The sequence below is a fragment of the Sphingomonas bacterium genome (assembly GCF_903642285.1).
Classification (GTDB): domain Bacteria; phylum Pseudomonadota; class Alphaproteobacteria; order Sphingomonadales; family Sphingomonadaceae; genus Sphingomonas.
The window spans coordinates 117,507-135,989 of sequence record NZ_CAHJWJ010000005.1; the positions used below are offsets into that span (position 1 = coordinate 117,507).

Genomic DNA, 18,483 nt, shown 5'->3' on the forward strand with positions numbered 1-18,483 from the left:
AGGAGAAGAATGGCATGACCAAGAAGCAGCATCGGTTGGCGGACGGGCCCGCGCAGGCGGGGCCGTTCCACCGACCGCCCTCGGTCCCGACCCCCGCAGTCATGCCAAACAAGGCAAAAGGATCCGCCGCGATCATCGCCGCCCTCCTCTTCTCCAAGTCGCGGTGATCGGCTGAGCACATCTATTGGCTTCGGCCACGAGCAGATGCGTGAAGTCATACATTGGCGACAAAGTGGGCATCCGCTCTGACCAGCGGTGCAAACCCCTAGAAATTCTTGGAGCGGCGTGTTGACGAGCATTTACTCCGGCGAAACCTTCAACATGGCTCGCCAGCAATTCGAGAACGTGGCGGACTTCCTCGATCTGCGCACCGACAAGCGCGAGCGAATCTTCATGCCCAAACGCGCCATCGCGGTGACGTGCCCAATCCACCGCGACGACGGCACGGTGGCCGTCTATGAGGGCTATCGCGTCCAGCACCATCTCGCCCTCGGGCCGACGAAGGGCGGCACGCGCTTTGCTCCCGGCGTCGATATGGGTGCCATCCGGGTCATCCCGTTCCTCTTCGTCTGCTACCTATTCAACTATCTTGATCGGGTGAACGTCGGCTTTGCCAAATTGCAGATGCTCGACGAGCTACGGATGACCGAAACTGTCTACGGCTTGGGCGCCGGGATTTTCTTCATCGGCTATCTGGCTTGCGGCGTTCCGAGCAATCTCGCTTTGCAGCACTTCGGCGCCCGGCGCTGGATTTCAGTCATGATGGTGGCTTGGGGCCTGTTCTCCACCACTCTGATGTTCGTGAAGACACCGACCGAATTCTATGCCGTTCGATTCCTGACGGGAGCCTCTGAGGCGGGCTTTTTCCCCGGCATCGTCCTCTATCTGACACGCTGGTTCCCGCGTGCTCAGCAAGGACGTGTCATGACGTTCTTTATGGCTGCCATTCCGATCTCGGGCGTGTTGGGCGGACCGGTGTCGGGCTGGATCCTTGCCCATTTTTCGAGGAGCTCGAGCACCCTTGCAGCATGGCAATGGCTCTATCTCCTGCAAGGGCTGCCTACGGTGCTACTAGGCTTTTCAGTCTGGTTTATACTCAGCGATGGTATCGAGGCCGCCACCTGGCTCGACAGCGGTGAACGAGCCGCTCTTCAGCAAAACATCGCGTTCGACGAGAGCAGCGCATCGCCAGCAGCGGCCGACAGCCTGGGAGATGTCATTAGGAACCTCTCCATCTGGTCTTTGGGCATCGTCTATTTCTGCATCCAGAGCGGCGTCTACGCGATCAATTTCTGGTTGCCGACAATTATTAAGAGCAATGGCGAAGCCAATCCGTTTACGATCGGGCTGATGAGTGCCGTGCCCTATCTCGCCGCTGTCCTCTTCATGTTGGCGATGGGCCGCTCGGCAGATCTGCGCAGTGAAAGGCGGTGGCATCTCGCCGTGCCGCTGATCGTCGGCGCCGCGGGTTTGCTGATTGCAGCAACTACACAGAGCAGCCCAATAGTGTCTCTTGCTGGCATGACGCTCGCCGCCATGGGTGCCCTTACGGGATTGCCGATGTTCTGGCCGCTGACCAATCGCTACCTCACTGCGTCAGCGGCAGCCGGGGGGCTCGCTCTTATCAATTCGATCGGCCAGATTGCCGGGTTCGCAAGCCCTTATCTGGTGGGTCGGATCAAGGATGCGACCGGCGGGACATCCTATGCGCTGATGGTGCTCGCGGTGGCGATGCTTGTCGGCGCGACACTCGCGCTGCGCGTTCCTGCGCAGCGCGCAAGCGCGTGATCGCTCGGACTATGCGCGTCGTTATTGCTCCCGACTCGTTCAAAGAAAGCCTCTCCGCGTTCGACGTCGCACGCGAGATCGAAACCGGCTTCCGGGAAGTCTACCCAGATTGGACCTACCTGAAGGTTCCGGTTGCGGATGGCGGCGAAGGAACGGTCGATGCGCTGATCGCCGCGACTGCGGGGCGGCTCGTGACGCTCAAGGTCGCCGACCCCCTGGCCGATCCGATCGATGGCTTCTTCGGGGTGACAGGCGACGGAAAGACGGCTGTGATCGAGATGGCGGCCGCAAGCGGCCTCATGCTCCTTGCGCCGAGCAAGCGCGATCCGCTCCGCGCGACGACGTTCGGGGTCGGACAGCTCGTCCGCGCTGCCCTCGACATCGGTGCCCGCCACCTCATCATCGGCATCGGCGGCAGCGCTACTAACGACGGCGGTGCCGGGATGGCGCAGGCGCTCGGCGTGCGGCTGCTGGATCAGGGCGGTGCTGACCTTGCGTTTGGCGGCGGTGCCCTGTCCAGCCTCGCCCGCATCGACGTAACCGGCATCGACCCTCGGATCGCGGAATGCGACATCGAGGTCGCATGCGACGTCGACAATCTGTTAGTCGGTCCCCTAGGCGCCTCTGCCATTTTTGGCCCGCAGAAAGGCGCGACGCCCCATATGGTCCGATTGCTCGATGAGGGGCTTCGCCACTATGCCAGACGGATCCAGAAGGACTTGGGAATCGATGTCGCCAACCGGAACGGCGCAGGCGCAGCCGGCGGCTTGGGAGCGGCCCTCATGGCCTTCTTGAATGCTAGATTGAGGCCGGGCATTGATATCGTGACCGACTTCGTGAGGCTCGACGCGATCATTTCGACGGCAGACTTGGTCCTCACCGGCGAAGGCTGCATCGATGGCCAGACTGTGCATGGCAAGACACCGGTTGGAGTGGCGCGGATCGCAAAGCGGCATGGGAAGCCTGTGATCACCTTAGCGGGGATGATCGGCGGGGGCGCGGATCTGGTAGTTCCTCACGGCATCGACGCCATGTTCAGCGTGGTCCAGGGCGCGTGCTCGATCGATGACGCACTTCTTGCGGCCGCTGAGAACGTGCGAACGTCGGCACGCAACATCGCCGCTTCATTGAAAATCGGGAGCGAGCTGGTGAAGGCGTTCTAGGCGGGCTACATCGCAAACAGTCATCTGCGCAGTTCACAATGTCCGCTATAGCCATATAGTCAGCCCACTCGGCACATGCCGCCATAGGAGACCCAATGAGTTCGGACGTCGTCACTGCCAGCGAGAAATCCATACATTGCCTACTGCCCTGGCATGACGGTCAAATTCAGGTGCTCCGCGCTCTGCATTTCGCGCAGCGCGCCAGCAGGCGCGAGCTGTCGAACCTCACAGGGCTTTCTCCACAATCGCTGAGCCGGATCGCCCAAGAGCTCGTGACGACGGGCTATATCGAGGAGCTTGAGCGGCGCCGCACGGGTGGCATGGGCCAACCCGCGATCGAACTGCGGATCACGCCTGGACGCATTCTGACGATCGGCGTCGTAATCGAACATGACCAGATCATCTGTGTGCTCAGCGATCTCGCGGAAGGCGTCGTTCAGCGATCGGTGGTAAGCGGCAATTTTCAGTCGGCGGAGAAGTCGGCGCAGGCGGCCGAAAGCCTCATTGCCAACATGATCGAGGATTTGCCGAAAGACAGCACGCTGCTCGGCATAGGCGTCTCCCAGTCGGGCTTCTTTTTCGAACCTGCCAAGCAGAGAATCATCGGCGTCGGAGACATCGAGGGGTGGCTGAAGCTCGACCTAGGCGCGCGCCTCACGGAACGGTTCGGCCTCGAAGTTTTCATCGAGAATGACGGGCGCGCTGCTGCGACGGGCCACCTCGTTCACGGGATTGGCACACAGTTCGAGAATTATTTCGTCGTGCTGATGACCCGCGGCGTCGGCGGCGGCGGTGTCGTCAATGGACGCCTAGTTCGCGGCCGATCGGGCAATGCGGGCGAAATGCCCATGCTGGTCCCTAGGCGGAACGGGATCCGTCCGTCGGTCGAAAGTCTCGCCGACCATATGGGGCTGAACTACGACGATCCGGATTTCGCGCGCACGGTCGAGCAGGCGCTTGCGCATGACGATCCATTGCTCACCGAGTGGCTGACAGTCTGCGCTGCCAAGCTCGAGAACGTGCTGGCCAGCATCTGCGCGGTGCTCGATCCCGAGGCCTTCATCTTTTCAGGGCGCATGCCATTCGCTATCCGCACGGCGCTTGGCGATCGGATCAGGCTGTCGGGACCTTCGATCGCGGGCATTTCCGGTCCTTCGCCCTCGGTCGTGATCGATCCGGCGGCGGATTGCCTCGAGATAGGCGCGGCCGCGCTACCGATCGCCCGCGTTTTCTCCGGTGTGAGCCGCAACCGGCCGCAAAGCTGAGGCAGATGTTCCGCTCAAGCCGCCTCGTCTCGCGAGCCTGGCGAACCCAACCACGCATCCGGCGCTCAGGGCCGCAGACATGCTTGCCTGCGGGACGTTTTCGGCAAGCAGCCGGACACCGGCCAGGATCGCGGAGAACAGGGCCAAATTGGCGAGCAGCCATTGCAGCGTCAGGATGGGCAGCTCCCGGCTCGGCGTCGAACCGAAGTCTCGCCAGCCTGGGCCACTAGGCGCGACCTTTTCGAAAAGGCGCGCAGCAGGGGTTCGGGCGTGGGTCGTCCGGCATAAGCGGCGATGATCGTCACGGTGACACCCGTGGTGAAGTTGATGGCGACCGCTACGGCGAAGTCGGCCGGCTGCGAGATGTCCGCAACGAGCAGGGTCAGGCACGCCACAACCGCCGAGCTGACCAGCGACGCGATCTCGCACAGGATCGAGGTCCGCCACCAATACCATCGTGTGATCGCGACGAAGCCAGTTCCAGCCAACATCATCGTGAGAAACTGATAGAGGGCGCGGATGCTCGATGTGACGCCCGACATGGCCAAGGCCATGCCGATGATGGTGAGCAGTAGGATCGCTGCGATTTCGATCCGCCGGGTGGTTGCAGCGGGCATCGTCGGACGGAGAGCAAGCGCCACGTCATTTACCAGATACGACGCTCCGTAATTCAGGCGGCTGTTCACACACCCGATAAAGGACAGCGCCGTGACGGCAAGGATGATCCCGAACAGACCGTGGGGAAGCAGCGCGCCCGCCAACGACGGCATGGCGATCCGGATTGGAATGTGCCGGTAGATAGAAGAGCGCTGCCGCTCCGATCAGATACCAACCCCACGGTCGAACCAGAAAGTGGAAGACGACGAACGTCGCGACCGTGAGGGTCGCTGCCTTTTCGTCACGTGACGCGACGACACGTTGAACCAGCATGTTGCGGCCGGGTGCAGAGTGCCACCAACCCAGCGTCAGGAGGAGCAACGGTGCGAGCGGATCGTTGCCCGGCCACATAGCAAAGACTGGTCCGCCAATACGGCCTGCCTGAAGGTTGTGGAGACTGGCGAGGCCCGCTGGTAGGCCGGTGAGCGCGATCACCGCGAGGATGGCACCGGCCACGATCGAGATGAAGAATTCCGCTGCGTCGGACTTCACCAGTCCGCGGAACCCGACCAACAAAGCATAGCCGGCGGCGCCGAGGAAGCACGCGACAGTGAAGTAGTTGGTCAGGTTCGGATAGGTATCGAGATGCCAGCGCTTGAGCACGGCGCCGAGAATGAGCCCGAATGCATAGCCGTTTGATGCGAGCACGAGGACGTTGAGGATCACGCCCTCAAGAAAGGCCTGGAAGACGCGATATCGGCGCGCTGCCGTGCCCGTGCCGTAGCGGAGGCGGAATATCTCTATTTCGGTGATAACACCGCTGCGCCGCCAAAGCCGGGCGAAAAAGAACAAGGTCGCGAGAAAGCCCGGCGCACCCGCCCACCAAAACCAATTTCCCGAGAAGCCGTCCAGATACACCGCACCGGCGATCAGCAGCGGAGTGTCGGCCGACATCGCGCTCGCAGCAAGCGATGCGCCAAGAGCCAGCCAGGAGAGCTGCCTACCGGCGGCGAAGCGCTCCACCGGGCCGGAAGAGATCTTTTGCTTTCGCAGTCCTACAAGGACGACCAGCGTCAGGACGATTCCAGCGAAAAGCAGATCCAGTATCATAGCGCGGTGCGAACTATCTTGACCGCCGGGTGAGAGAACGGACGTGTAACATTATCGCAGATACCGACCGATGACACCTATTCGGGTAAGATCCTTGCCGCGCGTGTCCTCGTTAGGGATCGAGCGGATCGGCCGGGTCGACGCGAACAGATCGGGGATCGTAGAAAAATGGGAAATCGAGCGGTGACAGAGCGGGCGCAATCCGTCCCGGCGCATAGCCAAGCTCCGCGACGTTCCGCTTCACGAAGGTCTCGGATGAAATGCTCACACCATGCTTGCGGTTGGTGACAATAAGCGCGGGTCGGTCCTCGGGCGCCTTCAGCTTGATCAGCAGCCGCGCCGCGTTGCGAAGATTGGTGGTGGTGTGACGTGCATACGGCTCGATCACGATCGCATCTGCCGGAATCGAATAGCGTTCGACGAGTGCTTTTCGCATCTCGATCGCCTCGACATAGTTGGTTCGTCTTGGATGGACGCCCGCGCCGCTGACGATTATGAACGGTGAGACCCCGGCCCGGTAGCGCGCGGCAGCCAGATGGACGTTGAGTTTGCTCATCGGGCTAAGTGGCACGCCCATTACCTCGGGGCCGACGCCTAGCAGGATGATGGCGGTATAGGGGTAGCGCGACCAATCGAGCCTCGCGGCCCGGGCAGCAGGCAACGCGTTCTCGCGATCGAGCGGTTCGAAGGCGATTGCATCGAGGCGGTTGGCACCGTCGAGCAGGGTCAGGGCCAAGGCCACGCTCTGATCGAGACGCGCAACGGGCTCGCTCTTGATCGCGTCGGCTGACGCGAATGCCGCGGCGACGTCGGCCTTGAATAGAGGCGTTCCGACGCTGTCGGGTCCGTCGATATCAGGGTAGCGTGGCGGTTCGCCCGCTCCGTAAACCCGCAGGATCGAATTGAGCCCGGATAGTTCACGGCGAACGGCTGCTCGGGTTTCGTCAGTAGGGCCGCTCACCTGCTTTGCCGCAGCCGCCTCGACCGCCGCGATCTCGGGATCGCTCCATTGAAGCGCCTGGATGCGGCAGTCGTTGGCCTCGCCGCACGCGTCGATCCGACGTAGGCGTTGAGTCAACAGCGACCGGAGTGATGGGGGTGCGCCCTGCACGCTCATCTGAGCGATGGTCGGGAAAAGGCGCTGTCCGAGTTCCGCCAGAACGGCATCCTGCGCGGCCGTTGCTTCACATGGTGCTGTCGCCATCGCTACGATTGCAATGCTTCCTCTCAATGCCTGTCCAATCCGCATTCCCGAAACTTCCTGATAAGCGGCCATGGCACCGATGCTCGGCCGATCGCCGACGTCCCCAAGCTTGATCAAAGACCCCCACGTCGCGGCGCCACGCCTATAGGCGCTTATTAAGACAGCGATAAGTACTGCTGCGGGAGTTAGTCAAGGTGTTGGTGAGCTTATGATGCCTTTCCCGTCGTCCAATTCGATCGGACATTATTCTGCATTCCGGAAAGCTGTGACCTCGTCGCGAGTCGGCATGCTTGATTGCGCACCCAGGCGCGTCACCGACAAAGCTGCCGCAGTGGAGGCGAACCGGCACGCATCAGGAAGTCTCGCGCCCTCGGCGAGGAACACGGCCAACGCCCCGTTGAAGCAGTCGCCGGCGGCGGTGCTGTCGATCGGCTCGACCTTCGGCGCCTTGATCCAGGTTTCGCCGGTTGCAACGGCGATCAGGCACCCGCGGCTGCCGAGCTTGAGGATGACGGTACCGACGCCCGTGGCAAGGAGGGTCTTGGCGATCAGGACCGCCTCGGCTCATCCAGCGAGCCGAGCTCGTGCCCAGCCAATTGAGCCGCTTCGACCTCGTTGGGCGTCACGATGTCGACGTTGGCGAGCAACTCATCCGGTAATGGATCGATCGGCACCGGGGCAGGATCGAGTATGACTGTTGCCCCTCGTGACTTGGCAAATTTCGCGGCGGCGATCACCGACGGCATCGGCGTTTCGAGCTGGAGGAGAACGATGTCCGCACCGGCCAGGATGTCGGAAGCGGCCTCGACATCCCCCACATCGAGATCGCCATTGGCGCCCGGAACGACGACGATGCAGTTCTTGCCCGCATCCGACACGATAATGACCGCGACCCCGGTATGTGCCTTCGAGACGAACAGCCGATCGGTATTGCATCCGGCTGCTCTGAGAGTCCGGCGAAGCTGGAGCCCGAATTCGTCGACCCCGACCTTGCCGACCATCGCGACATCGCCGCCTAGTCGTGCTGCGGCATAGGCTTGGTTCGCTCCCTTGCCGCCGGGGGTTTTGAGATACTGACTGCCGGTCAAGGTTTCACCGACGCCAGGGATGCGGGGCGCGATCGCCACCAAATCCATGTTGAGGCTTCCGACCACTGCAATACGACGCATGAACTTATCCATGATAAGCGAGCGCGATCAGGCCGATCGCGGCAAGGTAACAGGCGGCCATGAGCCCAAGCATGGTCCAGGCCTGTCGTGGAGCGCCGCTGAACTCGCGCCAGACGAACACTCCCCAGGCGGCCGCAATCAGCGGCGCCGACTGCCCGATCGCGTAAGAGATGGGTACGCCGACATAGCCGGCCGCAATGAAGTTAAAGCACCCGCCGAAACCCCACGCGATACCGCCGATGATCCCGAGCAAATGGTTGCGAGATCCGGCCTGTGCATATTCTCGGAAGCTGACCACTGGCCCTTCGATCGGACGCCTCATCAGGTAGGTGTTGAAGATGATGCAGCACAGCAGCGCGCCGACCGCGAAGAGCACGGAAACGCTATAGGGAGTCATTGCGTGTCCATAGGTCAGCGCCCGCGTCACGAGCGGCGCGAACACACCCATCAGCAGACCCGAGACGATGCTGATGCCGACGCCCGAACGCTTGGGTTTATTGCCACACGCCGCCGCTCCGCCGATGGACGCATATGCCCTCGCATTGAGGATCACGGCACACAGGGCCAGCACGAGACCGCCGGCAAGAAACGGGAGGCTACCCTTCGGCTGCAATGCATAGCTGACTACGACGCCCTCGACGACGGCGATGCCGATCGCGATCGGGAAGGCTATCGACAGGCCCGCAATATCGAGGGCCGCCACGAGCAGAACGTTCGCGATATTGAAGACGACGCCCGCCATCAAAGCGAAGACCAGATTCGAACCCTCGGCGGTTGCGAGGTTCGCGAGGAACGGTTCGCCAGCAATGCCATGGCTTCCGAGCGTGAGCGCAATCGCCACCGCGCATAGCAGGAAGCCAAAAATATAGTCCCAGTAAAAGAGCGCGAACGGATAGCTTTTCGTACCCTTGTAGCTGTTCGCCCAGGAGCCCCAGAAAACGGCGCTCAAGATGGTCAGGATCAACGCCTGACCGAACGTCTGAGGTAAAAACATCCTGCCCCTCCTAATAGGTCAGCCTGTCATTGTTTGCTGTTGGCTTTCCTGGAAATCGTTGGTGGTGGCTCGCTGGCAAGCAACGTCATCGCCTCGAGCACACGCGATCGCTGCGCGTCGTCCAGGATCAAATGGCGTGTGTTGCCGCCGGTCGACTCATCGAGCGTTGCCAGTCCTGTCGGACCTACGATCAGGCGCCCGGCAGGTGACAACGAGAAATAGCCGTCATTCGGCCGGATCGCATAAAGCACCGCCGTCAGGTCGAACGTCTTGTGATCGTGGAGCGCCGCATTGGCGGTAGCGCCAGTCCGATAGGTCTGGTCCATGTAGCGATACGTCACGACGACCGGATGATTCTGAACGTAATTAAACTTGCTCTCGATATCGCTGCCCTTGATTCGCATAGTGAAGCCGATCTCGGAGCCGCTGACGACGATCGGGGTCGGCCAGCGCTCAAACAGGCGCTTTGCCGACGGGATGTCCTTGCGAATATTATATTCCGGCCGATCCTTGTGGAGGGTCTCGCCCCCATAAGTCTCGTCCGCGAACCGGCCCGCCATAACGCTCAGCAGCTTGACCTTGCGTTTGACCAGCTCCGTTCCGTCGAGAGAGCTGTAGCGATCCGGCTTGCTATCAAGGAGGCGCGCGAAATTCGTGCTGAAGCCGATCCCGATCATCACGACCGACCCGTCAGCCTGAGCTGCTAGAGTCCGCCGAAGCAGCTGCACGGGATTTTCCGCCTTCGACCCGTCAACGAGCCGGTGCGGAAACACGAACGAACCGTCCGGCTTGCGCAGGTTGGACACATATTGCGTATACATCTGGGCGCCAGCCGCCATCGGCACGCCGTCGCCCGACCATTGCGCGGGCGGAACTACGCCATCACGCACTAGGCCGACGGGGATGTTCGCGTGCCCGTAAAATGTATCGAGTGCGTCGATATAGGAGGCGGTCCATTTGTCCGCCATCGAGCTCGTGATCGCGAGGATCTTGGCCTCTCCGCGCTCCTGCAAAGCGTGGAGACCCGCTAAAGCGAGCATATCGTCGATGTCGCCCCACATGTCAGTGTCGAGGATTACGGACGTTGGCGCGCCTTTGCGGGCTGAGCTTGTGCCGCTCCGATCGGCGCAAGTCCCATCCCCCACGCGAGACCGATCGCACGCACGCATTGGCGTGAGAGGCGATCCACGAAGCTGCTGGGCGCTGCGATCAAGATGTTACCCTTGCAACCTTTCTGAGAAGCTGCGCCAGCAGGCGCTTTTAAAGAGTCGCGCCGGAAAGACCCGTCGCTCAGCAAAGAGCTTGTGGACGCGCGAAGGCAGGAGGCCTGCGCTCGCCAATGCGGCTCCCAGACCGGCGGCGCTGCCAATGAGCCGGCACCTTGTCATCATTGGCGAGGCAACCCTCACGTCGTCATTTCGATAGTGCCTCGAATCCTTGGGGCTTTGGGGGAGGTCAAGCCGGACGCATTGATGCCCGGCCTGTCCGAGACGGGCGCTTAGAACTTGAACCGAACCTGCGCCGCGACTTCGCGACCATCCATCGAGCGCGCGAGGATGGTGGTTTCGGCCGGAACGCCGGTCGCATTGTCTTCAGTAAGGCCGACCTGATTGGTCACGTTGGTGCCGTACAGGTTGAGTTCCCAATGCTCTCCGATGCGCGCGTTGATGCCGAGCGCGAGGCTGTAATAGGACGGAAGCGGCTGCAACTGCTGGAAGTCAGCCCAGTGTTTGCCGACGAACTCGATCGTCGCATAGGCCTTCAGGCTGCCCCAGCTTGTGTCCAAAGTATAGGCGGGCGTCACGCGCGTCTGAAACAGCGGCTGACGGGTCAGAAGGTAGCCATTGTATTGGAACGAGGCGTTGCAGGCGACGGTGTTGACCAGACCCTCGAAGACGATGCAGCCGGTGCTGTGGTTGTAGGTGCCACGGGCATAGTCACCCGTCGCCGACAGCGTAAAGTTCTCGAACGGATTGAGCGTAACCTGATACTGAACGCCATAGGTGTTGGCGCCATAGGCGAAAGTGCCGCGCTCGGTTATGTTCGTTCCCGGAACGAGATACTGCGCGGGCGGATTGGAGACGTTGCGGAACTGGCGGTAGAAGCCGCTGACGTCGAGGTAGATCCATTTGTTCTGGAATTTCACGCCGCCCTGATAGTTGCGCGCTGTCTGCAGCGGGATGTCTGGAAGGGTCAGCGTCAGATCTGAGAAGGCTGGGAAATGGACGCCTTTGTTCACGCGGACATACGCGCTCGAATTGTCGCTGAAGCGGTAATTAAGCCCGACCGTCCAGGAGATGCCCGATTTGTTGTAGTGGATCAATTGCGAGCCGGGCGTCAGATAGTTGGCGCTGCTATTGTAGAGCTGCGTCGGATCACCGCTCAGGCTCCCCGAAGCGGTATTTCCAACATGCTCATCAAAAGTCTGCGTCTCGCGACGGATACCCGCGTCGAACAGGAAGCGACCGACCTTCCAGGTGTCGGAGAGGAAGAACGCGTTGTTCAGAGTCTCGCCTGTATTGTGGATAGATCCGGTCGGTCCGTTCACGAAGCCAGCCCCGCTGGCGAGGTGGTAGACGGTGCCGCCGCTCGTTAAGTCGACCCCGATCGGCGTGGGATTGGACTTCGCCTGGAGAAGCATCTTCGCGCCGGAATATTGCAGGAGGTCGATGCCGTACCGGGCCACATAGTCGCCGACCGTTACCGTGTTACCGGGGAAGACTTCGTAACTCAGCCGCAGCTCGTTGCTGAAGTTGTGATACTTTTCGTCGACGTAGCGGAGTTCCTGCGTGGAAATCTGCTGGTTGAGATCCGCAGCAGAGCCGTCGGTCGTGTAGAATGCCCGGACGGTCGCCGTCGCCGGTATCTTGAACGTCTTTTCCTGATTGCCAATGTAAGTCGACAGCGCGGTGGGGTTGATGCCCGAGCTGTAAAAGGCGTTCATGTGTTGGGTGCCCCGGACATAGTTCATGCTATCCTGGAGCTGGAGTCCGTTGCCGAAATCCCAGTTGAAGGTGCCTCCCACGACATACTGCGTGGGACCGCGACCGTTGGCCATGTTGATCGCCTGCGTACCGGGCGAGCACCCCGCACCAGTGCAGGGAGAGACCTGCAGCAGCTCATGCTGATCGGCTTTGCTGCCTTGCGAGCCGGTCAGCGGGCTAAAGCCCGGAAAGCGCTGAAAATTGCCCGGACCGTTCAGAATGAACGGAGTGTCGGTAACGTACTGGTCCTGATCCTTCTGGTAGCGGCCGTAGACCATCAGCGATCCATTGGTCCAACGCTTCGCCAGCGTTGCCGTGATCTGATGCTCCCGCTCTGCCGTATACTGCGGATCCTTCACGCCATCCGAGCGATACCAATAGCCGCCGATCGTACCGTAGAGGCCCGCACTCTTGCTGATCGCGCCGCCGACGAACCCGTCGACGCGTTCGCCGCCTCCGGAGCCATAGGTGAACCCGAGGCTGCCCGCCGTCTGATCGGTGCCCTGCTTCAGGATGTAGTTGGCGGTCAGGCCGGGCTGCCCCTGTCCGTAAAGCACGCCCGGGCCCCCCTGTATGAGTTCGACACGCTGGACCGTTTCGTCGAGGCGGATCAGATCGGTGCTGGGGAGATTCGACTGCTGCGCCATCGGGAAGAGCGCAGCACCATTGAGCTGCAGCGTCGCGTACGGCGTGCCGCCGTTGCTGGGAAAGCCGACGACCTCGACGTTCGCGCCGACTTGGCCGCCCGTCGATTCCACGAACACGCCCGGCGATACCTTGAGAAGGTCGGCCGAAGTGATCGGATGCAACTCGCGAATCTGCTGGTTCGACATAGTCGTCGCGGTGAAGCCCGTGTCTAGCTTCCGCAGACCGCCGACAGTAGGCGCGCCGGTCACGATGATATCATTAAGTCCGCTCTGGCCGCCGGCCGTTGAACTCGGCGCGGCGGTGGAACCACGTTCGGGGGTCTGGGCCTCCGGCGGCGCCGGCGTGGATGAAGGGTTTGCGGCTGAGTCCTGCGACGTGGCGGGCGCTGTCTGAGCGAGCGCGGGAACGGCCATCGGGGTACTCAGAGCTAGGGCGGCGCAGCTACGGAGCAGCATGTTCTTGATCATCAGCAAACCCCCAATGTTTGTTCCACGCGCCTATGGACGTCGTGTGTTACACTAATAAGTCCCGGCGCGGTATTTAGTCAAGAGCGTCCGTTGCGGCCGGCGATCTGCATCGCTAAGCACCGCGACCCTATGGCCTCATTCTCGATGCTACCCGTAAACATGCGTGCACCGGGCGAGCCAGTTATCTAGAGGTGACGCGGCGTGTACGGCGGTGAGCAGCCTTCAAGGGTCGGAAGAGGGTCGCAGATGCATGTTCCCCTATGAGTTCTTCTCGCCTCAGAAATTAGTTCCGAATCGGGGCCTGGGTGGCGTGAGGAGCGCACTGGTTCGGCGCATGCTCGGTCGCACGATCATGCCAAGGTACGATCCATCCAAGGAGCGAGACGTCAGCCTTGTCCAACCGATAATCTGGGCACCTCTAATAACCCTGGCGTGATACGGCCGAAGATGATTCACTGTGCCTGACGAGGGAGGCGGCAGATTCGTCAGGCGGGCTTGTTCGCGCTATCGGATCAGCTGAAGCGATTGTCGAACTGTGGCGACCCGCTGGAGACGATGGCCCGGGTGGTGGACTCTGAGGTGTTCCGCCCCGCGCTGGAGAACGCACTAGCCTATGGCGACGGCGCCCGGGGTGGTCGACCGAGCGACCTCGCCCAACATAGCGTTCCCGGACAACACGGCTTTAAGTGGCGGTAAAACGACGAATTCTACCTCGGTCCGTAAACGTCTATGCTTTTCCAGGCACTGTGTTGGTGCTATTGATGGAGCCGGTGAATTCCTGTTGCCGATTTGCGCGGAGAATTAGCTGCTTAAGGTCGGTAGGAGTCCTCTTCTGGGCTTCCTCGTTGTTTGCCGCGGGTGGACGACGGAGCGCCGCGATTAGCGCGCAGAAAATTGCCAAGGGCTTACTGATATAGCAGTTAGCGTTGGTCCGCCACACCCTTCTGGTCGGTCCGAATTGGATCATCTAGGTGAGCCCCGGCATCAAGGTCAAAAGAAGTCGACTTGCTGGGCTGACCGAGATGCGGCGTGTTATTCGGCGTGAGTGGAACACAGCTGGCCGCAGAAGTTCGTCGACGTTCGCGCTAGACCCGGCTGCAAGCACGGCTACACCACCTAGAACGCGAAATTAGCGTGCAATTACAATACGAATTGGCGAAGATGGAGGGATCCGAACCCACAATACAGGGAAGCAACGTTCTCGAACTACCGGATCAGCCCTGAGAAGAAGGTCGCGGTGAAAGCCAGGGAGCACCTATGTTCCGGTAGACCGATCAGGATTGCGATGAGGAGAAGCCTGTACACCATCCGACCATGACAGGCTAAGACAGTTCCCAGCAATAATGCCATCCGCTGCTTATTTAAGTTTTGCCACGGCTTCGTGCATATGTGCGGTATCTACGGCGGCGTAGCGCTGGACCATCCGTAGCGACTTCCAGCCGCCCATACGCATGATGGTGATAAGGTCGACGCCGGCCATGACGCAGTGGCTCGCCCAGTGGTGACGCCAGTCGTGGACGGTGAAGTCGGCAATGCCTGCGCGCTCGCACGCGCTGGTGTGAGCTCGCTTCAACGGATTGCCGCCCTGGACCGCGAGGTCGCGCGTGTCGGTGTAGGGCTGACCCAACCGGTTGAGGAATACGTGGCCTGCGTCCGGTCGGCCTCGCTTCTTCCACAGCGGTCGCAGCAGCGCCTCGACCCGCGGGTGGATCGCGACGCTTCTTGGATTGCCGGTTTTGGTCCGCGCGAAGAAGATCGTGCCGCGTGTGAGGTCGACGCCCCCCGTTCCCCAGTGCAGCTGTAGCGCCTCCTGGGTGCGCGGCCCCTGGAACGCGAACATCGTCGCGATCGGCTGCACGTGCGCGGCGTAGAGCCTAATCAGCCGGTCGCGATCGGCGTGGCTTAGGAACCGGATCCGCTGATTGTCGAACGGGATCGCCTTGATCCTGACCGGCGGCAAGTCATGCCGCTCCTGCCAGACGTTGATGCAGGCCTGCAGGAGCGAGCGATAGCGATCCTGTCCGGCCGGTGCGTGTCCAACAAGGAAGTTGTCCTGCAACGCCCGCCACGCGACCTTCGGGTCGCTCAGCGGCATGGCGCCGATCCGCTCGTTCATCACCCCAACCCGCAAGATATCGCTCGAGTTGGGCCGCTTGGGCTTAGCCAGATAGGCCTCGAACGCATCCGCGATCACCGCCCGGCTCGCCACGACCCGGGGACCGAACATCAGCTCCTCCCGAAGTTCCCGCTCGCGCTCCGCCATCAAGTGCCGCGCCGCATCCTTGTCGGTGGTTCCGGTACTGAACTCGGCTACGTCGATGGATCGATCGCCGAGGGTAACCGCTCCTCGGACATACCACTTGCCCGCGCCGCCGCGCCTTCTGAGCGTGAGCATGTCACTCCGCCCCGGGTCGGGCGACGGCGTCCTTGGCATCATCAACGGAAGGTGGGACGGAGGAGCTGCGCGGCCTGTCACAGGACTTCCCGTCGCGAGTCCGTGCCCACTCAGTGCCCACCGGACCTGGCAGAAGCAAGCAATATCTGCCCACTCGGTGCCCAAATTGGTAGGGCCGAGATGCCCGGTTGTCAATAAAAAAGCCTTGATAACTCATTGAGTTTTCAAGGCTTTTTATGGTGGGCGTGGCAAGGATTGAACTTGCGACCCCTGCGATGTCAACACAGTGCTCTACCACTGAGCTACACGCCCACGAGGAGCGTGCCTCTAGCTGCGCGTTCCGCGATGCGCAAGCGGTTCAGTTGAGGCCCGATGCGGTTCCGGGCTGGAACAGCCGATCCACCTCCAGCACCAGGTCGCGCAAATGGAACGGCTTCGACAGGATGCGCGCGTTGGGCACCGCGCGCCCGGCCTTCAGCGTGACGGCGGCGAAGCCGGTGATGAACATGACCCGCAAATCGCCCGCGATCTGGCCGGCCCGCTGGGCCAGTTCGATGCCATCCATTTCGGGCATGACGATATCGGTCAGCAGCAGGTCGAACCGTTCGGTTTCCAATAGCGGCAAAGCGGCGGTACCGCGATCGACCGCAGTGACGGCATAGCCTGATCGTTCGAGCGCACGCGTCAGATAGCCGCGCATCACGTCGTCATCCTCGGCCAGCAGGATCCGGTACATCGTCGGTCGCACCCCTTATCGTCGGACGCTGCCGACCCAAGCCGCGATTATGCGCGAACCGGTTAAGAATTCACAGGGACTTCGCACAAACCTACTGTCCCGTTCCGGTGGTTCGCGGGATTGCATGCCCCGGCGGACGATCCTAGCGTCGCGCGATGGCGGAAGAACCCTTTCTACGCCGCGGGGATATGCCGCCGGCCAGCCCGGTGGTCCTGTCGGTCCCGCATGCGGGTCGCGCCTATCCGCTGGCGCTGCGCGCCGCGCTACGCGTACCGCTCAGCGCCATCGCATTGCTGGAGGACCGGTTCATCGACGTCGTGGCCGACGGCGCGCGGGGGGCGTGCAGCATGCTGGTCCAGACGTGCCCGCGCGCCTGGATCGACCTCAACCGTGGCGAGGACGAACGCGATCCGCGCGTGGACGAGGGCGCGGCGGTCCGCGCGCCAGCGCAGCAATCGGTCAAGCTACGCAGCGGGCTCGGGCTCGTGCCACGGCGCGCTGCCGGCGCGACCGAAGTCTGGCGGCACCGGTTCAGCGGCGCGGAGATCGACCACCGGATCGACACCGTCCATCGTCCCTATCACGCGGCATTGGCGACCATGCTGGCGGCGGCGCGGGCGCGGTTCGGGGTGGCAGTGCTGCTGGACGTGCATTCGATGCCACCGCTGTCCGCGCGCTGCGGCGCGGCCCGGATCGTCATCGGCGACCGGTTCGGCCAATCGGCGGGCGAACGATTCGTCGCCTGTATCGAAAGCGCGACGCACGGCGTCAGGACGGTGCGCAACAGCCCCTATGCCGGCGGACACATACTGGATCGCCACGGCGCGCCTGCCGCGGACATCCATGCGGTGCAGCTGGAATTCGATCGATCGCTGTATCTCGATGTGACGCTGACGCAGCCGGGCCCGGGAATGACATCGACCGCCGCGCTGCTGCGCCGGATGATCGATGCGGCGGAGGACGAGGCACTGTCCGCGGTCGACCCGATCGCGTACGCCGCCGAATAGCCGGCGCATAAAAAACCACCTCGCGCTACGGGAGCACGAGGTGGCCAAGGTTCAGGGAGGAGACGCGCTGAAAGCGCGTCATACGAGCCGCGAAAGGGGGGGACACGGCGTCGTACATTACCGATATAGGCCGTGGATTGGCGGTCGCAACACCCGCGACCAACCTTTTTTCAGAAAAAATTCAGGAGACCAGCTGCGGCTGCGGCGTCTTGCCCTGCTGCGCTGCGCGTCCGAAGATTTCGCGCATCAATGCGAGCGAGAACAGGTGAGCGTAGACGAGCGGCAGCAGCCCCGATTTCACGACCTTGCGCAACTGGTCGCCGCGCAGGTCCATCAGTTTTTCCTCGTTCACCATCTGGAAGCCCCGATAGATGAAGGGCTGGTCCGCGCCATCGAGCTGGATCGAAACCTCGCCCTCCATCAGCAGGTCCAATTCGCGCAGTTCCTTCATGAAGTTCTGCGTACGCGTGCCAGCCTGCTCGAACATCTCGTTGAACGCCAGCAGATCCTTGGTCACCTGCGTCGGTTGACCATTCGCGAACAGCGGCTCGCCGTCCTCGAACGGACCGATCGAATCGGTCGTCGGATCGAAGCAAAGCGACAATTCCTCCGCATCGGGGCGCAATTTGGCAAGCATATAGGGATAGCGACGGATATAGGCGGGCAGGTAGAAATTGGGTTCGCTGATCTTGCCGTCGTCGCCGACGAACACGTTCACCCCCTCGTTCAGTCCCATCAGCGCCAGCGGAATCGCGTCGTCGCCAATCGAGAAGACGATCGGCATGTGGCGCTGCACCAGCTGGAATTCATCGGTCGTGATGGGGATCGCGTGCTGACCGATCAGGAAGGGCGCGGTTTCGATCGGGCGGACCTTCCAGTCGGCATGCGTCTCGCTCGAAAGCGGTTCGAGCCCGTTGTAGAAGAGGGGAAGCTGCGGGACGGTCGCCATGGTCGTT

Annotated in this window: 16 protein-coding genes and 1 tRNA gene; 5 read left to right on the top strand and 12 right to left on the bottom strand. The window is 61.9% G+C overall.

Annotation, left to right across the window (positions count from 1 at the left end; genetic code table 11):
* The first annotated feature begins 14 nt into the window (after nucleotides 1-14).
* The 4 genes from HUU99_RS04290 (at nucleotide 15) to HUU99_RS04310 (ending at nucleotide 4,216) form a co-directional block, all read left to right on the top strand.
* A complete protein-coding gene (locus HUU99_RS04290) occupies nucleotides 15-167 on the top strand; it encodes a hypothetical protein (protein ID WP_174285342.1) in 153 nt (50 codons plus the stop codon).
* Between the two features lie 121 nt (nucleotides 168-288).
* Nucleotides 289-1,788, top strand: coding sequence for an MFS transporter (locus HUU99_RS04300; protein ID WP_217430768.1), 1,500 nt, complete (start codon nucleotides 289-291; stop codon nucleotides 1,786-1,788).
* Between the two features lie 11 nt (nucleotides 1,789-1,799).
* Complete coding sequence (locus HUU99_RS04305) at nucleotides 1,800-2,951, top strand: glycerate kinase (RefSeq protein ID WP_174285343.1); 1,152 nt, start codon at nucleotides 1,800-1,802, stop codon at nucleotides 2,949-2,951.
* A 95-nt stretch (nucleotides 2,952-3,046) separates the two neighbouring features.
* Nucleotides 3,047-4,216, top strand: coding sequence for an ROK family transcriptional regulator (locus tag HUU99_RS04310; protein ID WP_174285344.1), 1,170 nt, complete (start codon nucleotides 3,047-3,049; stop codon nucleotides 4,214-4,216).
* A gap of 170 nt (nucleotides 4,217-4,386) precedes the next feature.
* Here the strand turns inward: HUU99_RS04310 and HUU99_RS04315 are convergent, their stop codons facing one another.
* The 11 genes from HUU99_RS04315 to cpdR form a co-directional block, all read right to left on the bottom strand.
* Nucleotides 4,387-4,977, bottom strand: a complete 591-nt coding sequence (locus tag HUU99_RS04315; protein ID WP_174285345.1) for a hypothetical protein — start codon at nucleotides 4,975-4,977, stop codon at nucleotides 4,387-4,389.
* On the bottom strand, nucleotides 4,859-5,923 hold the full coding sequence (locus tag HUU99_RS04320; protein ID WP_174285346.1) for a sodium:solute symporter family transporter: 1,065 nt from the start codon (nucleotides 5,921-5,923) through the stop codon (nucleotides 4,859-4,861). The genes HUU99_RS04315 and HUU99_RS04320 overlap by 119 nt, the downstream gene beginning before the upstream one ends.
* Before the next feature lie 112 nt (nucleotides 5,924-6,035).
* On the bottom strand, nucleotides 6,036-7,199 hold the full coding sequence (locus HUU99_RS04325) for a YdcF family protein (RefSeq protein WP_217430769.1): 1,164 nt from the start codon (nucleotides 7,197-7,199) through the stop codon (nucleotides 6,036-6,038).
* A 171-nt stretch (nucleotides 7,200-7,370) separates the two neighbouring features.
* Nucleotides 7,371-7,679 (bottom strand): PfkB family carbohydrate kinase, encoded by a 309-nt coding sequence (locus HUU99_RS15760; RefSeq protein WP_217430773.1) that lies wholly within the window; start codon nucleotides 7,677-7,679, stop codon nucleotides 7,371-7,373.
* Nucleotides 7,676-8,296 (bottom strand): ribokinase, encoded by a 621-nt coding sequence (locus HUU99_RS04330; RefSeq protein ID WP_217430770.1) that lies wholly within the window; start codon nucleotides 8,294-8,296, stop codon nucleotides 7,676-7,678. Before HUU99_RS04330 ends, HUU99_RS15760 begins: the two co-directional genes overlap by 4 nt.
* Before the next feature lie 4 nt (nucleotides 8,297-8,300).
* Complete coding sequence (locus tag HUU99_RS04335) at nucleotides 8,301-9,290, bottom strand: GRP family sugar transporter (protein ID WP_174285347.1); 990 nt, start codon at nucleotides 9,288-9,290, stop codon at nucleotides 8,301-8,303.
* Between the two features lie 26 nt (nucleotides 9,291-9,316).
* Nucleotides 9,317-10,459 (bottom strand): nucleoside hydrolase, encoded by a 1,143-nt coding sequence (locus HUU99_RS04340; protein ID WP_174285348.1) that lies wholly within the window; start codon nucleotides 10,457-10,459, stop codon nucleotides 9,317-9,319.
* Between the two features lie 329 nt (nucleotides 10,460-10,788).
* Nucleotides 10,789-13,389 carry a TonB-dependent receptor gene (locus HUU99_RS04345; RefSeq protein ID WP_174285349.1) on the bottom strand — a complete coding sequence of 867 codons (2,601 nt, stop codon included), beginning with the start codon at nucleotides 13,387-13,389 and terminating at the stop codon, nucleotides 10,789-10,791.
* Nucleotides 13,390-14,746: 1,357 nt separating this feature from the next.
* On the bottom strand, nucleotides 14,747-15,979 hold the full coding sequence (locus HUU99_RS04350; RefSeq protein ID WP_254602912.1) for a tyrosine-type recombinase/integrase: 1,233 nt from the start codon (nucleotides 15,977-15,979) through the stop codon (nucleotides 14,747-14,749).
* Nucleotides 15,980-16,021: 42 nt separating this feature from the next.
* Nucleotides 16,022-16,096 (bottom strand) — tRNA-Val (locus HUU99_RS04355).
* Between the two features lie 46 nt (nucleotides 16,097-16,142).
* Entirely contained in the window at nucleotides 16,143-16,520 is a 378-nt protein-coding gene (gene cpdR / locus HUU99_RS04360) for a cell cycle two-component system response regulator CpdR (RefSeq protein WP_174285374.1), read from the bottom strand.
* Nucleotides 16,521-16,675: 155 nt separating this feature from the next.
* On the opposite strand from cpdR, the gene HUU99_RS04365 reads away from it, so the two are divergent.
* Entirely contained in the window at nucleotides 16,676-17,527 is an 852-nt protein-coding gene (locus HUU99_RS04365; RefSeq protein WP_174285351.1) for an N-formylglutamate amidohydrolase, read from the top strand.
* Nucleotides 17,528-17,708: 181 nt separating this feature from the next.
* Here the strand turns inward: HUU99_RS04365 and HUU99_RS04370 are convergent, their stop codons facing one another.
* On the bottom strand, nucleotides 17,709-18,476 hold the full coding sequence (locus HUU99_RS04370; RefSeq protein ID WP_174285352.1) for a SapC family protein: 768 nt from the start codon (nucleotides 18,474-18,476) through the stop codon (nucleotides 17,709-17,711).
* Between the last annotated feature and the right edge of the window lie 7 nt (nucleotides 18,477-18,483).

Bases quoted from the DNA above. Each gene is read 5' to 3' on its own strand.
- HUU99_RS04365 (WP_174285351.1), top strand. From the start codon at position 16,676: ATGGCGGAAGAACCCTTTCTACGCCGCGGGGATATGCCGCCGGCCAGC.
- HUU99_RS04310 (WP_174285344.1), top strand. From the start codon at position 3,047: ATGAGTTCGGACGTCGTCACTGCCAGCGAGAAATCCATACATTGCCTA.
- HUU99_RS04290 (WP_174285342.1), top strand. From the start codon at position 15: ATGACCAAGAAGCAGCATCGGTTGGCGGACGGGCCCGCGCAGGCGGGG.
- HUU99_RS04345 (WP_174285349.1), bottom strand. From the start codon at position 13,389: ATGATCAAGAACATGCTGCTCCGTAGCTGCGCCGCCCTAGCTCTGAGT.
- cpdR (WP_174285374.1), bottom strand. From the start codon at position 16,520: ATGTACCGGATCCTGCTGGCCGAGGATGACGACGTGATGCGCGGCTAT.
- HUU99_RS04325 (WP_217430769.1), bottom strand. From the start codon at position 7,199: ATGGCCGCTTATCAGGAAGTTTCGGGAATGCGGATTGGACAGGCATTG.
- HUU99_RS04305 (WP_174285343.1), top strand. From the start codon at position 1,800: ATGCGCGTCGTTATTGCTCCCGACTCGTTCAAAGAAAGCCTCTCCGCG.
- HUU99_RS04320 (WP_174285346.1), bottom strand. From the start codon at position 5,923: ATGATACTGGATCTGCTTTTCGCTGGAATCGTCCTGACGCTGGTCGTC.
- HUU99_RS04335 (WP_174285347.1), bottom strand. From the start codon at position 9,290: ATGTTTTTACCTCAGACGTTCGGTCAGGCGTTGATCCTGACCATCTTG.
- HUU99_RS04330 (WP_217430770.1), bottom strand. From the start codon at position 8,296: ATGCGTCGTATTGCAGTGGTCGGAAGCCTCAACATGGATTTGGTGGCG.
- HUU99_RS04370 (WP_174285352.1), bottom strand. From the start codon at position 18,476: ATGGCGACCGTCCCGCAGCTTCCCCTCTTCTACAACGGGCTCGAACCG.
- HUU99_RS04340 (WP_174285348.1), bottom strand. From the start codon at position 10,459: ATGCGTGCGTGCGATCGGTCTCGCGTGGGGGATGGGACTTGCGCCGAT.